This is a genomic window from Sinomonas cellulolyticus, assembly GCF_014656475.1.
GTDB classification, from domain to species: Bacteria; Actinomycetota; Actinomycetes; order Actinomycetales; family Micrococcaceae; genus Sinomonas; species Sinomonas cellulolyticus.
This window is the reverse complement of sequence record NZ_BNCM01000002.1, coordinates 1-14,952: the sequence shown is the minus strand read 5'-3', so window position 1 is coordinate 14,952 and position 14,952 is coordinate 1. Positions and strand designations below refer to the sequence as shown.

Here is a 14,952-nt window from a genome sequence, read left to right as displayed (position 1 = left end):
CCTCAGAGGCGGACCCGGTTGGCCAGGACGGGCAGCGCGGTGCGGGCCCTCTCCACCTCGGCGGGGTCGAGGTCCACGTAGAGCGTGTCGGGTCCGGACCCGAGCCGTTCGATGAGGTGCCCGAGCGGGCTGGCGACGGCCGAGCGGCCGATTCCTGTCGGCGCGCCGCGCTTCGCCTCGACGCCGGCGGCCTCCGGGTCGGACTGGCCCACCGCCACGACGAAGCACGTGGAGTCCAGGGCGCGGGCGCGCACCAGGAGGTCCCACTGCTCGGCCTTGCCCGGCCCGGCGCCCCACGAGGCGGGCACGAGCTGGATCTGGGCCCCCTCGTCCGCGGTCGCGGTGAAGAGGTCGGGGAAGCGGAGGTCGTAGCACGTGGCGAGTCCGAAGGTGACGCCGTCCACCGTGAATGTGACGGGCTCCTTGCCCGCCGTCACGGTGTCGGACTCGAGGAATCCGAACGCGTCGTAGAGGTGGATCTTGTCGTAGTGGGCCTCCACGCCGCGGCCGTGCACGAGGAGCGTGTTCCGCACGCGCCCCCCTTCTCCGGGTGTGAACATTCCGACGACGGCGACGACGCCAGCCGCGTCGGCGGCCTCCCGCACGCCCGCGGCCCACGGCCCATCGAGCGGCTCGGCAATGTCGCTGAGCGAGTTGCCGAAGGCGCGCATGGTCGCTTCGGGGAACACGACCACGTCCGCCCTCCGCCGGCCGGCTTCGGCCAGGGTGGTGCGCACGAGGGCGAGGTTGTCGTCGAGGGAACGTGATGAGGTCAGCTGGGCGAGGGCAATCCGCATGGCACCAGTATCCCGAATCACTCGTCGAGGGGAAGGACCGCGGACAAGCGTGGCGTGGACGCTCGGCGCTCCCAAGACGGGTCCAGCCCTGCGGATATTAGGATGGGGACCGCCGGGGGGCGGCCGATGGCGCCGACCCTGTCACCGACGAGGAAGGACCCTGGCCCCCGGACAGGGCCGAGGAATGCTATGAGAATGAGCAACATGACGATGCCCCTGGCGTTCGTGGTGACGCCGTCGCAGCCGTTCCCGCTCGGCCTCACCCCCGCACGCTCGGCTGACCAGCAGGCGAGCCACACGGTCAACCTCGCGGTCTACGCCCCGGGGCTCGATGCCGTGGACGTCCACTTCATCAGCCCTGGCGGCACGTGGCGGAAGGAGCCGCTGCCCGAATTCACGGACGGCGTGCACCACGGGCTCGTGGCCGGCATGCCCGAGGGCACCCGGTACGCGTTCGCTGCCCGCACCGGTGCCGACGGCGACGCCCCGGAGCCGGGGACGGGGACACTCCTGCTGGACCCGTACGGCCGCGCGGTGGACCGGGTCGGCCGGCGCTGGCTCAACGTCCGCGTGCACTCTGACTTCGACTGGGGCACGGTGGGCCGCCCGGGCGTTCCGATGCGGGACACGATCATCTACGAGGCGCACGTCAAGGGCCAGTCGATGCTCCACCCCGACATCCCGGAGGAGCTCCGGGGCACCTATGCTGGGCTCGCCCACCCGGTGATGATCGATCACTTCCGCACGCTCGGGATCACGAGCGTCCAGCTGCTCCCCGTCCATTTCCATCTGGACGAGTCGCACCTGCACAATCTGGGCCTCACGAACTACTGGGGCTACAACACGGCGGCGTTCTTCGCCCCGCACCCGGCCTACGCGACCAAGGCAGCCCAGAAGGCAGGACCCCAGGCCATTCAGGACGAGTTCAAGGGCATGGTGAAGCTCCTGCACCAGGCCGGCCTCGAGGTGTTCCTCGACGTGGTGTACAACCACACTGCGGAGGAGGGCGCTGCCGGGCCGCCGATCAGCTTCCGCGGCCTCGGCGACAGGGAGTACTACCGGACCGATCCCGAGGGCCGGTACATCGACACCACCGGGTGCGGGAACACGCTGGACTTCTCGAACCCGCGCGTGGTCCAGCTCGCCCTCGACTCGCTGAGGCTGTGGGCCGAGGAGTACCGGATCGACGGCTTCCGGTTCGATCTCGCGGTGTCCCTGTGTCGGGACGGCCAGCATTCCTTCACTCCCGCGCACCCCTTCCTGGTCGCGGCGGCCGCGGACCCGGTCATCTCGCGCACCAAGCTCATCGCCGAGCCGTGGGACCTCGGCTTCGGCGGGTGGCAGACGGGCCGCTTCCCGCTGGGCTGGGCGGACTGGAACGACCACTACCGGGACGCAGTGCGTGACTTCTGGCTCTCGGACCGGGCCGAACTCGACTCGGGCGGTCTGGGAGGGACGACGGCGCGGCTCGCCGACGCGCTCACGGGTTCGCATGGACTGTTCGCTGCCTCGGGTCGGACGGCCCTCGCGTCGGTGAACTTCATCGCGGCGCATGACGGCTTCACGCTCGCGGACCTGACGTCCTACCAGCGCAAGCACAACGAGGCCAACGGCGAGCAGAACCGCGACGGCGCGACGCACAACCGCTCGTACAACCATGGGATCGAGGGCCCCACGGAGGTCGAGTCCATCGTCGCGGCGCGCACCCAGACCATCAAGAACCTCATGGCGACGCTCCTGGTCTCCCTCGGAGTTCCCATGCTCACCGCCGGCGACGAGTTCGGCCGGACCCAGCAGGGGAACAACAACGCCTACTGCCAGGACAACGAGCTCACGTGGCTGAACTGGAACCTCGACAGCCGGGCGCACGAGCTGCTCGACCACACGGCGTGGCTCATCCGCATCCGCAAGGACTTCCTCATGCGCCAGCCCACGAGCTACCCGGGCCGGGAGGAAGGGAACTACTTCCACTGGTTCGGCGCGGACGGGCGTCCCATGGACCCGAACCGCTGGCACGATCCGCATGAGCGGCTCCTCCAGGTCCTGCTCGGCTCCAAGAACGGGTATCTCGACGGGTTCGTGGTGATCAACGGCGGCCCCGAGAAGCTGGACGTCACGTTCCCCGTGCTCCCCGGCGGCTCTCCTGCCTACGAGCACGATCTGGCGTTCGAGCTGCGGTACTCCACCTCCCCCTTGGCAGAGCACCGGATCGGCACGGTCTTCGCCTCCGGGCAGGAGGACGTCGCGGAGCCGTACTCGCTGGCCATCTACCGCGCGCGGAACGCCGGATGAGCCCGGCCCTCAGGAGGGCCCTCGTTCCGCTCGTGATCCTCGCGGTCGCCGTCATCGGGTTCCTCGTGGCCCGGGGCGGCAGCAGCGCCGACGGGGGCCCTGCATCGACGGCTGGCGCGGTCCAGTCCGCGGCAGCGGCCTCACGGCGCACGACGCCGGCCCCCTCCGCCCGCGCGCACGCCACCGTGGCGAATCCGAGCGGGCTGGCCGAAGTGGGCGCCTCACAGCTGCCGCCTGAGGCGCGGGAGACCCTGGGGCTCATCCAGCGGGGAGGCCCGTACCCGTACAGCCGGGACGGGATCGTCTACAGCAACTTCGAGAAGATCCTCCCCAGCAGGGCGAGCGGCTACTACCACGAGTACACGGTCGTGACGCCGGGGTCCCAGGACCGGGGCGCCCGCCGCATCGTGGCCGGAGACCAGGGGGAGAAGTACTACACGGACGACCACTATGCGTCGTTCCGCTTCATCCTCGAGGGAGAGTGAGGCTCCACGTGATGACCGGACCCAGCAGCGCCCGGCGCAGGACCGCCGTCGTGCCGCCCGCGGAGTCGAAGCGCGAGGTGCTCGTGGCGTTCGGGAAGGCGCTCGAGTTCCCCGAGTACTACGGCGCCAACCTCGACGCCCTCAACGACTGCCTCCAGGACCTCGCCGCCGAGCTGGCCAACGGCGAAGGCGAGCCGCTCGCGGTCGAGTGGCACGTGCACCCCGCCTTCCGGCGCCAGGCCGCCTATGCGGTCGTGAAGGGCATCCTCGAGGACGCAGCGGCGGCCTCGGAGGGAACCCTGACCGTCCGCACGGTTGCCTCCGACACGGCCTGAGCCGGGTCAGGCGTTGACCACCAGGCCCAGCTCGGCCTTCGACGCCAGGCCGGTGTGCCGCGGGATCACCCGCACCGTGTAGCCGAACGCGCCCGAGTTCTCGATCGTGACCGCACCGGAGAACTTGTACCGGCCGTTGCCGAGGTTCTCCTCCGGTTCGAGGTCGGCCAGGCCCACCGTGGTGAGCTGGTCCGAGTCGTCGACCTTGCCGTAGGCGAGTTCGACGAGGACGTCTGCGGGGTTGAGGACGCCCAGATTGAGGTACGCGTTGACCTGGAGCTTGTCGCCGATCTGGGGCATCTCGGACAGCCCTCCCGAGTCGATGTGCTCCACGTGGACCTGAGACCAGTTGCTGCGCACATGCTTGGTCCAGGCCGCGAGCTCCCGGGCCAGCCGGTAGTCGTCGGCACGGGCGGTCCGGCCCGCCACCGCCGCCGGCGTGTACAGCTCGCGGACATAGTCGCCGACCATGCGGTCCGCGGAGACGGCCGGGCCGAGGTGCGAGAGCGTGTGCTTGATCATCGAGACCCAGTGCGTGGGCACCGCGTCGATGCTCCCGGTGCCTTCGGCTTCCCCGGCGGAGGAGGGGCCGGCGGCTCCCGCGGACTCCGCCCCCGTGCCCTTCCCGGAGGCGCCGTAGAAGCGCGGCGCGATCTGCGTCTCGAGGAGCTCGTAGAGGGCAGCCGCCTCGATGTCGTCGCGCTCGTGCGGCGTGGAGGTGCCGCTCGCGGTGGGGATGGCCCACCCGTTCGAGCCGTCGTACATCTCGTCCCACCACCCGTCGAGGACCGAGAGGTTGAGGGAGCCGTTGATGGCCGCCTTCATGCCCGAGGTGCCGCAGGCCTCGAGCGGCCGGAGCGGGTTGTTGAGCCAGACGTCGCACCCGGGGAAGAGCGTGCGGGCCATCGCGATGTCGTAGTTCGGCAGGAAAGCGATGCGGTGGCGCACCTCGGGATCGTCCGTGAAGTGCACCAGATCCTGGATCATCTTCTTCCCGGCGTCGTCCGCCGGGTGGGACTTGCCGGCGATGACGATCTGGACAGGGTGCTCCGGGTCCAGGAGGAGGCGCTTGAGCCGGTCCGGGTCACGGAGCATGAGCGTGAGGCGCTTGTAGGTCGGGACCCTGCGGGCGAATCCGATCGTCAGGATGTCCGGGCTCAGGATCGAGTCCGTCCACGTCAGCTCGGCCTCGCCCGCGCCGCGCTTGCGCCAGGCCGAGCGAACCCGGCGCCGCACATCGTCGATGAGGCGGCTGCGCAGCTCGCGCCGCGTCTGCCAGATCTGCTCGTCCGGCACGTTGAACACGACGTCCCAGCGCCTGCCGACGCCCGCGTTCGGGGCGAGGCCCTCCGCCATGGCGGTGATCTGGGGGTCCACCCAGGTCGGCACGTGCACGCCGTTCGTCACGGACGTGATGGGCACCTCGGAGCTGTCGAATCCAGGCCACAGCCCGGAGAACATCTCGCGGGAGACCACCCCGTGCAGCTTCGCCACGCCGTTGGCCCGCTGGGCGAGCCGCAGGCCCATCACGGCCATGTTGAACACCGAGGGATCGCCGCCGTCGTAGCTCTCGCGTCCCAGCTCGAGCACCTTGGCGGTCGGCACGTCCGGGGCGAGCCCGGCGTCGAAGAAGTACTTGATCTGCGCGGCGTCGAATCTGTCGATCCCGGCCGCGACCGGAGTGTGGGTCGTGAAGACCGTCGAGGCGCGCCCCGCCACGAGGGCCTCTTCCCACGTGAGCGGCTGCGGCCCGGACATGAGCTCCTGGATCCGCTCGATCCCGAGGAAGCCGGCGTGGCCCTCATTCGTGTGGAAGACCTCCGGCGCGCGGCCCCCGGTGAGCCGCTGGAAGATGCGCAGGGCCTTGACGCCGCCCATCCCCAGGAGCAGCTCTTGCTGGAGGCGGTGATCTCCACCGCCGCCGTAGAGGCGGTCGGTGATGGAGCGGGCGCCGTCGTCGTTCGAGGGGATGTTGGAGTCGAGCAGGAGCAGCGGCACCCGCCCCACGTCAGCGCGCCAGATCTGGGCGTGCAGCTTGCGCCCGTTGGGCAGCGAAAGGGTAACGGTGCACGGCGTGCCGTCCTCCTCCTTCAGGAGGGTCAGCGGCAGGGCGTCCGGGTCGATGACGGGGTAGGTCTCCTGCTGCCAGGCGTCCCGCGAGAGCGCCTGCTTGAAGTAGCCGGCCTGGTACAGGAGGCCGACGCCGATGAGCGGCACGCCGAGGTCGGAGGCGCTCTTGAGGTGGTCGCCGGCGAGGATGCCGAGGCCGCCGGAATATTGGGGCAGGACTTCGGTGATGCCGTATTCGGGAGAGAAGTAGGCGATGCAGCGGGGCCGGTCTTCGCCGAGGCCCTGGTACCAGCGGGGCTCCTCGAGGTAGCGGCGCAGGTCCTCGGCCGCCGCCCGCACCCGCTCGACCACATCCGGGTCCAGGGCGAGCTGCTGGAACTGCTCTCTCGTCACGAGCCCGAGGAAGCCCGCCGGATCGTGGCGGCTCTCCTCCCACAGCTCCGGATCGAGGCTCTGGAACAGCTCGCGCGTGGGCTCGTGCCACGACCACCGGAGGTTGGTGGCGAGCGTGTCGAGCGCAGCGATCGGCTCCGGCAGGACGGTCCGGACGGTGAATCTACGGATGGCCTTCACCTGCGCCACATTAGCCGAGCCGGGAGCACCGATGAAGTGCGCCGCGTTACACGCCGGTGAACTGCACCCAACACGCCGGTGGACCGGCCCCGCGCCCCGCGCCGGCGGCGGCGTCACGGCCTTCGCAATCGGCTCGGAGGCGGGCTATCGTGGCGCAGGACAGGCGCCGACCGAGCCACCACCTCGCGAAAGGACGTGACGTGCCCGCACTCGAGCCGAACATCCCATCCAAGCTCCGCTTCGGACGCTTCCCCATCACCGATGTCTCACCCGTGGTGGAGGGGGGTGCCTTTCCGGCCAAGGCCGTGGTGGGCGAGGGGATCGCTGTGGGGGCCACCGCCTTCCGCGAGGGCCATGACGCGCTCGGCGTGACCGCCGTCCTGTATTCGCCGAAGGGCAAGGAGAAGCAGAGGGTCCGCCTCCGGGAGCAGGGCCAGGGGCTGGATCGGTGGCACGGACTGCTCACCCCCACCAAGGAGGGGGAGTGGACGTTCACGATCGAGGCCTGGCACGACCGCTACGGCACGTGGCACCACAACGCTGACGTCAAGATCGCCGCCGGCATCGACGTTGAGCTCATGCTCGCCGAGGGCGCCGCGCTGCTGCGGGAGGCGGGCGACGACGAGGCCCGCACTCCCGAGGACCGCCGCACCTTCCGCGCGGCGGCCCAGGCGCTCGCAGACTCGTCCCGCCCGGTCGAGGAACGCCTCGCCGCAGGGGAGAGCGAGGAGGTGCTTGCCGCCGTCGAGCGTCTGCCCATCCGCGAACTCGTGACCGAGAGCCAGCACTTCCCGCTGCTCGTGGAGCGCGAGCGCGCCGGACGCGGCGCATGGTACGAGTTCTTCCCCCGGTCCGAGGGGGCACGCCGCGATCCGGCGACCGGAGAATGGACCTCCGGCACGCTGCGCACTGCGGCCGAGCGGCTCCCGGGAGTCGCGTCCATGGGCTTCGACGTCATCTACCTTCCCCCGATCCATCCGATCGGCCGAGCGTTCCGGAAGGGTCCGAACAACACGCTCACCGCGGGGCCCAACGATCCCGGGTCGCCGTGGGCGATCGGCGCCGCCGAGGGCGGCCACGACGCGATCCACCCCGATCTCGGCACGTTCGAGGACTTCGACGCGTTCGTGGCCCGTGCCGAGGAGCTGGGGCTCGAGGTCGCGCTCGACCTCGCCCTTCAGGCGTCACCGGACCACCCCTGGGCCACGTCCCACCCCGAGTGGTTCACGCGGCGCGTGGACGGATCGATCGCGTACGCGGAGAACCCGCCCAAGAAGTACCAGGACATCTACCCGCTCAACTTCGACAACGACCCGGAGGGGCTCTCGAAGGAGATCCTGCGGATCGTGAACCTGTGGATCGACCACGGCGTGAAGATCTTCCGGGTCGACAACCCGCACACCAAGCCGGTCTGGTTCTGGGAGTGGCTCCTGGGCAAGGTGGCCAAGAAGAACCCCGAGGTCGTGTTCCTGGCCGAGGCGTTCACGCGGCCGGCCATGATGAAGGCGCTCGGGCGCGCCGGATTCCAGCAGTCCTACACGTACTTCACGTGGCGGAACACCCGGGCGGAGCTCGAGGAGTTCTTCATGATGATCTCCAGGGAGTGGGCGCCGTTCTACCGGCCCAACCTCTTCGTGAACACCCCGGACATCCTCACCGAGTACCTGCAGTTCGGCGGCCACCCGGCCTTCAAGATCCGAGCGGTCCTCGCCTCGACCGCGAGCCCGCTGTGGGGCGTCTACGCCGGATACGAGCTGTTCGAGCACGTGGCGCGTCCGGGCGCGGAGGAGTACATCGACAACGAGAAGTACGAGTACAAGCAGCGCGACTGGGCAGCCGAAGAGGCAGCAGGCCGCTCCCTCGCCCCGTACATCACCCGGCTGAACGAGATCCGCCGCACGCATCCGGCCCTGCTCGACCTGCAGAACCTCACGCTGCACTCGAGCACTGACGACGCGACGGTCGTGTACTCGAAGCACAAGGTGCTGCCGGACGGGAGGAAGGACACCGTCATCGTGGTGGTGAACGTCGACCCGCATTCGGCCCGGGAGAGCACCGTGACCCTGGACCTCGCAGCCCTTGAGCTGGACCCCGGCATGCTGGACGCCGAGGGCCGATTCCGTGTCGATGACCTGCTTTCGGGGCAGTCATGGCAGTGGGGGGAGCACAACTACGTGCGGCTCGACGCACACGTGGAGCCTGCGCACATCCTGCACGTGCGTCGCTAGCCGCCCGGGAGGGCGTCACGCTAACGTCGTACACCTGAACCAGCGCGACCCCCGCGAAGGAGACCACCAAGACCATGAACATCGGCCAGCAGGCTCAGCCGAACTTCAATGTCAACGCCCCCGGCCTCAGGCACGATCCGTCCTGGTACAGGAAGGCCGTCTTCTACGAAGTCCTCGTGCGCGCGTTCAACGACGCGAACGGCGACGGCTCGGGTGACATCCAGGGGCTCATCGACCGGCTCGACTACCTGCAGTGGCTCGGTGTGGATTGCCTCTGGCTGCCGCCGTTCTTCGAGTCGCCCCTGCGCGACGGCGGCTACGACGTCTCGGACTACGAGTCGGTCCTGCCCGAGTTCGGGTCGATCAGCGACTTCCAGCGGCTGGTGGCGGAGGCCCACGCGCGGGGCGTCCGCATCATCATCGACCTGCCGCTGAACCACACTTCCGACCAGCACCGCTGGTTCCAGGAGTCCCGGCGGGACCCGGACGGGCCCTACGGCGACTTCTACATGTGGAGCGACACCGACGAGAAGTACCAGGACGCCCGCATCATCTTCATCGATACGGAGGACTCCAACTGGACCTTCGACCCCATCCGACGGCAGTTCTTCTGGCACCGCTTCTTCAGCCACCAGCCTGACCTGAACTACGAGAATCCGAAGGTCCAGGAGGCCATCTTCGGCGTCGTGCAGTTCTGGCTGGACCAGGGCGTGGACGGCATCCGCGCTGATGCGATCCCCTACCTCTACGCGGAGGAGGGGACCAACTGCGAGAACCTTCCCGCGACGCACGTCTTCCTCGCGAAGCTGCGGGAGTTCATGGACCACAAGTACCCCGGGCGCATCATCATCGCGGAGGCGAACCAGCCTCCCCATGAGGTCGTCGAGTACTTCGGCACCCCCCAGTCCCCGGAGTGCCACATGGCGTTCCACTTCCCGATCATGCCCCGCCTCTACTACGCGCTGCGGGACGGCCGGGCCCAGCCGATCATCGACACGATGATCGACACCCCTGCCATCCCTGACGGCGCGCAGTGGGGCACCTTCCTGCGCAACCACGATGAGCTGACCCTCGAGATGGTCACAGTCGAGGAGCGTGAGGCGATGCTCGGCTGGTATGCCTCCGATCCGCGCATGCGCGCCAACGTGGGCATCCGGCGGCGGCTCGCACCCCTGCTCGACAACTCCCGCGCGGAGATCGAGCTCATCAACGCACTCCTCCTCTCCCTGCCGGGCAGCCCGTTCCTGTACTACGGCGACGAGATCGGCATGGGGGACAACATCTGGCTCGAGGACCGGGACGCGGTGCGCACGCCGATGCAGTGGAACCCCGACCGAAACGCCGGCTTCTCCACGGCAGACCCGGGCAAGCTCTACCTGCCCACCATCCAGTCCCTCGTCTACAACTACGCCATGGCCAACGTCGAGGCGGAGATGGCGCACTCGGGCAGCCTGCTGCGCTGGATGCGCAACATCCTCGGCGTCCGGCGCGCGCACCCCGTGTTCGGGCTCGGGGGCTACCGCAACGTGCCCGCCGAGAGCGAGCGCGTGCTGGCCTACCTGCGCGAGATGCCGGACGACGCGGCCCACGACCTCCGCGGCGAATCCATGCTGTGCGTGTTCAACCTGGCCGGCCACCCCGTGGCCACGTCTCTGGACCTGCCCGAGTTCGCTGGCCGCGGGCTGCGCGACGCATTCGGGGGCGAACCGTTCTCGCAAGTCGGCGACGACGGCCGGTTCCATGTCACCCTCGGTGCGCACGGTTACTTCTGGCTGCGAATCCGCAACGCGGCGTCCGTGCCGACGAGCCCGGTGACGACCGCGCTGCCGGTCATCGTTCCCGAGTCCATGACCAGGGAGCTGACCGAATGACGAACGCGTCCACACCGACCCTGACCCCGCCGCTGTCCGAGCTCCTTGACAGGTGGTTGCCGTCCCAGCGCTGGTACCCCGCAAAGGGCCGGGAGGCTGAGTTCTCCCTCGCAGGCGGCGTCCGACTCGAGGACGCTGACGGGGCAGCGGACATCGAGATCCATTTCGTGCGGGTCACCGCCGGGCGGCTTGAGGTCACCCTCAACGTCCCCCTCACCTACCGCGCCGAGCCGCTTCCCGGAGCGGAGCACGCGCTCGTCGGCCAGACCCGGCACTCCGAGCGCGGCCCCCGGTGGGTCTACGACGGCGTACATGACCCGGCCTTCGTCGGCGCGCTCGTCGGCCTGATGGCCTCGGGCTCGCGCGCGGAGGGGGAGGGCACGACGGCGATCGGGGCCTCGAGCGGCGAGGGCTCGCTGCCCTCGGGCGGGCTCACCGCCTCCGTGCTGCGCGGGGAGCAGTCCAACTCCTCGATCATCGTCCGGTCCCCGGGAGGGGACGCGATGGTGAAGGTCTTCCGGCAGCTCGCTGAAGGCACGAACCCCGAAGTCGAGCTCGGAGCCGCGCTCGCCCGCGCCCACGCCACCGACGCCGCAACGGCACTGGGCTGGGTCGACGCCGAGTGGCGCCAGCCATCGGGCTCCAGCGCGCGGGGACAGCTCGCCGTCGCCCATGAATTCCTCGAGGGCGGCGAGGACATGTGGCGGTTCGCGCTCGAGGCGGCCACGGAGGGGCGCGACCTGTCCGACGAGGCACGCGGCCTTGGGGCGGCCACGGCCCGCATCCACGAGGCCCTCGCCCGAACGCTCGGCACGGAGGTTCTGTCCCCAGGCGAAGCCGACCAGTTCATGGGCCGCCTCTCCGCCCGACTCCGGGCGGCGTGGGACGAGGTGAGCGCGAGCGTGGGCGTTCCCGACGACGCCCTCGAGGCCCTGCTGGCCGCCCTCTCCCACTCTGGAGGAAGCCTCGAGGTCCAGCGCATCCACGGCGACATCCATCTCGGCCAGGTCCTGCACTTCGCGGACGCCGCCCGGCCGTTCGCGATCCTGGACTTCGAGGGCGAGCCGCTGCGGCCCGTGGCCGAGCGGAGCCACCCCGATGTGGTGCTCCGCGACGTGGTGGGCATGCTCCGCTCGTTCGACTATGCGGCAGGCGCAGCGCAGCGCACCGACCCTGCAGCCCGCGTGCCGGAGGGATGGGCAGAGGCAGCGGGCCAGGCCTTCTGGGCGGGGTATGCCTCTGTGGCCGGCGGCGAGAGCCCGTTCGGCTCCGCGCTGTTCGACGCCCTCTGGCTGGACAAGGCCCTGTACGAGGTTTCCTACGAGGAGCGGAACCGGCCGGCGTGGGCCGAGATCCCGCTCCATGCGGCCCGGACCGCGCTCGCGGCCTGGCTGCCGGCGCCGTCGGGGACCCAGCCGGGCGAGCGCCCAAGCAGTGTGACCGGCGGAGCCCACGGGCAGCCTGACGGGACAGCTAGCGGGACGGCGGAGACGCGGCCCGGGGAGGAGAAGGACGTGGCACAGGGACATCACGAGGCGGCACCTGGCGAGCACCTGGCGAGTGGCGCCGGGCCGGTAGAGGCGCCCACCCACACGATCGACGGTGCGGGGGAGGGGACGCCGATCCCGGTGGAGCAGGATGTCCTCGCCAAGGTGGCGGCCGGGGCATACCACGCCCCGCACGCTGTCCTCGGAGCGCATCTGGACGACGAGGGGACCGTGACCCTCCGGGCCCTGAAGCATCTGGCAACCGGGGTCACCGCAGTGACGCCGCAAGGCCGGATCCCCCTTGCCCATGAGGCGCATGGCGTGTGGACGGGCACCGTCCCCGAGCTCGAGGCCGGCCATGTGCCGGACTACCGGCTCGAGGTTGAGTACGGCGAGGGCCATCTGGTCACCATCGACGATCCGTACCGCTACATGCCGAGCATCGGCGAGCTGGATCTCCATCTCATCGGGGAGGGCCGCCACGAGGAGCTGTGGCGCGCGCTCGGCGCCCACGTCGAACGGCACCACTCCGTGCTCGGAAACGTCGAGGGCACTTCCTTCAAGGTCTGGGCCCCGAACGCCCAGGCGGTCCAAGTGCGCGGCGACTTCAACGGCTGGGACGGCCGCGAGCATGCCATGCGGAGCCTCGGCTCCTCGGGGGTGTGGGAGATCTTCATCCCCGGCGTAGTAGCAGGCATGTGCTACAAGTTCGGGATCCTCACCCGCCACGGCCACTGGGTAGAGCGGGCGGACCCGATGGCGTTCGGCACCGAGGTCCCCCCGCGGACCGCGTCCCGCGTCGTCGAGTCGAACTACGCGTTCAAGGACGAGGAGTGGATGGCCGCCCGTGCCGCCTCCGATCCTCACAACGGCCCCATGAGCGTCTACGAGGTGCACCTCGGCTCGTGGCGTCTTGGCCTGAGCTATCGCGAGCTCGCGGAACAGCTGGTCGAGTATGTGACGTCGATGGGCTTCACCCACGTCGAGTTCATGCCCGTGGCCGAGCACCCGTTCGGGGGGTCCTGGGGCTATCAGGTGACCTCCTACTACGCGCCGACGTCCCGCTTCGGCCACCCCGACGACTTCCGCTACCTCGTCGACAGCCTCCATCAGGCTGGCATCGGCGTGATCATGGACTGGGTTCCCGCCCACTTCCCCAAGGACGAGTGGGCGCTGGCGAAGTTCGACGGCGAGCCTCTGTACGAGCACGCCGACCCGCAGCAGGGCGAGCACCCCGACTGGGGCACCCTCATCTTCAACTTCGGCCGCACGGAAGTGCGCAACTTCCTCGTGGCCAACGCCCTGTTCTGGCTCGAGGAGTTCCACATCGACGGTCTGCGGGTCGACGCTGTCGCGTCGATGCTGTACCTCGACTACTCGCGTGAGGAAGGCCAGTGGCGGCCCAACCAGTACGGGGGCCGCGAGAACCTCGAGGCGATCGCCTTCCTCCAGGAGACGAACGCCACCGCGTACAAGCGCAACGCCGGCATCGTCACCATCGCCGAGGAGTCCACTGCCTTCCCCGGCGTGACGCGCCCGACCTCCCTCAATGGCCTCGGCTTCGGACTGAAGTGGAACATGGGCTGGATGCACGACTCCCTCAAGTACATGGAGGAGGACCCGGTCAACCGGAAGTGGCACCACAACCAGATCACGTTCTCGATCGTGTACGCGTTCAGTGAGAACTTCCTCCTGCCCATCAGCCATGACGAGGTGGTGCACGGCAAGGGCTCCATGCTGCGCAAGATGCCGGGCGACCGGTGGAAGCAGCTGGCCAACCTCCGCGCCTTCTACGCCTACCAGTGGGCCCACCCCGGCAAGCAGCTCATCTTCATGGGCTGCGAGTTCGGCCAGGAGGGGGAGTGGAACCAGGAGCACGGGCTCGAGTGGTGGATGGCTGACATGGAGCCCCACAAGGGTCTGCAGACACTCATCCGCGAGCTCAACACGGTGTATCGCGAGACGCCCGCGCTGTTCGAGAAGGACAACGATCCGGCCGGCTTCGAGTGGATCAGGGGCGACGATGGCGACCATAACGTGCTCTCGTTCATCAGGTGGTCCAAGGACGGCACGCCGCTCGTGTGCATCGTGAACTTCGCGGGCAACCCGCACCTCGACTACATGGTGGGGATGCCGCTTGCCGGCCGCTGGCGCGAGGCTGTGAACACCGACGCGACCGAGTTCGGTGGATCCGGCGTGACGAACGGCGGGCTCGTTGTGGCTGAGGCCCGGGAGTGGGACGGCAAGCCGGCCTCGGCCGTTCTCACGCTCCCGCCGCTGGGGGCGGTCTACCTCGTTCCGGACAGCGAGGAAGCGGCACGGCCCTCCCGCTGACGAACCGGGGGTGTCCGTACACGGGCAGGACGGCGGGGGTTCCAGTTGGCGCTGGGACCCCCGCGGTGGTATAGTTTTATCCGCGCCGCAGACGAGGGGACGAGCAATCGCCCCGCCGTGTAGCGGCAACCACTTGATTCCATTGCTTTGGTTCCATCGCGGAAAGCAGTCCGGCCGAATGGTCGGTTTGACTCCGTGAGAAGAAGCGGGTAAGTTTGAATCTTGTTGCCGCGGGGAGGTGTTCGGCCTGAAAGGCCGTCCGCGTTTCCCGTAAGTGCTTGTTGTTTGAGAACTCAATAGTGTGCCAAGTTTTGTTGATGCCATTTTTTTGGTGTCTGTTGCCTGGTTGCGTGCGCCCCTGTGTGCGTGGCTGGGTGGTTTTTGATGCCGGATCGTTTTCTGCCGGCCCTTTGCCTTATTTTCCTGGGGTGGGGGGTTGGCGTGTTTTTTGACGGAGAGTTTGATCCTGGCTCAGGATGA

At 69.1% G+C, this 14,952-nt stretch carries 8 protein-coding genes; 6 read left to right on the top strand and 2 right to left on the bottom strand.

Annotated features, from left to right (window positions below):
• Positions 1-2: 2 nt before the first annotated feature.
• Entirely contained in the window at positions 3-797 is a 795-nt protein-coding gene (locus IE231_RS02220) for a carbon-nitrogen hydrolase family protein (protein ID WP_189692332.1), read from the bottom strand.
• 204 nt (positions 798-1,001) lie between these two features.
• Between IE231_RS02220 and glgX the strand changes: the two genes are divergently transcribed.
• Genes glgX through IE231_RS02205 form a run of 3 tightly spaced genes read left to right on the top strand, consistent with a single transcriptional unit; the run spans position 1,002 to position 3,909 of the window.
• On the top strand, positions 1,002-3,089 hold the full coding sequence (gene glgX, locus IE231_RS02215; RefSeq protein WP_189692644.1) for a glycogen debranching protein GlgX: 2,088 nt from the start codon (positions 1,002-1,004) through the stop codon (positions 3,087-3,089).
• The gene (locus tag IE231_RS02210) at positions 3,086-3,574 is read left to right on the top strand and encodes a guanyl-specific ribonuclease (RefSeq protein ID WP_189692331.1); all 489 of its coding nucleotides are present in this window, start codon (positions 3,086-3,088) and stop codon (positions 3,572-3,574) included. The genes glgX and IE231_RS02210 overlap by 4 nt, the downstream gene beginning before the upstream one ends.
• Positions 3,575-3,585: 11 nt before the next feature.
• Positions 3,586-3,909: a barstar family protein gene (locus IE231_RS02205; protein WP_189692330.1), complete on the top strand. Its 324-nt coding sequence runs from the start codon at positions 3,586-3,588 to the stop codon at positions 3,907-3,909.
• A gap of 6 nt (positions 3,910-3,915) precedes the next feature.
• Here the strand turns inward: IE231_RS02205 and glgP are convergent, their stop codons facing one another.
• Positions 3,916-6,552, bottom strand: coding sequence for an alpha-glucan family phosphorylase (glgP, locus tag IE231_RS02200; protein WP_189692329.1), 2,637 nt, complete (start codon positions 6,550-6,552; stop codon positions 3,916-3,918).
• A gap of 200 nt (positions 6,553-6,752) precedes the next feature.
• On the opposite strand from glgP, the gene IE231_RS02195 reads away from it, so the two are divergent.
• The 3 genes from IE231_RS02195 to glgB all read left to right on the top strand — a co-directional run bounded on the left by IE231_RS02195 (position 6,753) and on the right by glgB (position 14,472).
• On the top strand, positions 6,753-8,780 hold the full coding sequence (locus IE231_RS02195) for an alpha-1,4-glucan--maltose-1-phosphate maltosyltransferase (protein ID WP_229866446.1): 2,028 nt from the start codon (positions 6,753-6,755) through the stop codon (positions 8,778-8,780).
• Positions 8,781-8,854: 74 nt separating this feature from the next.
• Positions 8,855-10,651 carry a maltose alpha-D-glucosyltransferase gene (gene treS, locus IE231_RS02190; protein WP_189692327.1) on the top strand — a complete coding sequence of 599 codons (1,797 nt, stop codon included), beginning with the start codon at positions 8,855-8,857 and terminating at the stop codon, positions 10,649-10,651.
• Positions 10,648-14,472 carry a 1,4-alpha-glucan branching protein GlgB gene (gene glgB / locus IE231_RS02185; RefSeq protein ID WP_189692326.1) on the top strand — a complete coding sequence of 1,275 codons (3,825 nt, stop codon included), beginning with the start codon at positions 10,648-10,650 and terminating at the stop codon, positions 14,470-14,472. The genes treS and glgB overlap by 4 nt, the downstream gene beginning before the upstream one ends.
• The last annotated feature ends 480 nt before the right edge of the window (positions 14,473-14,952 follow it).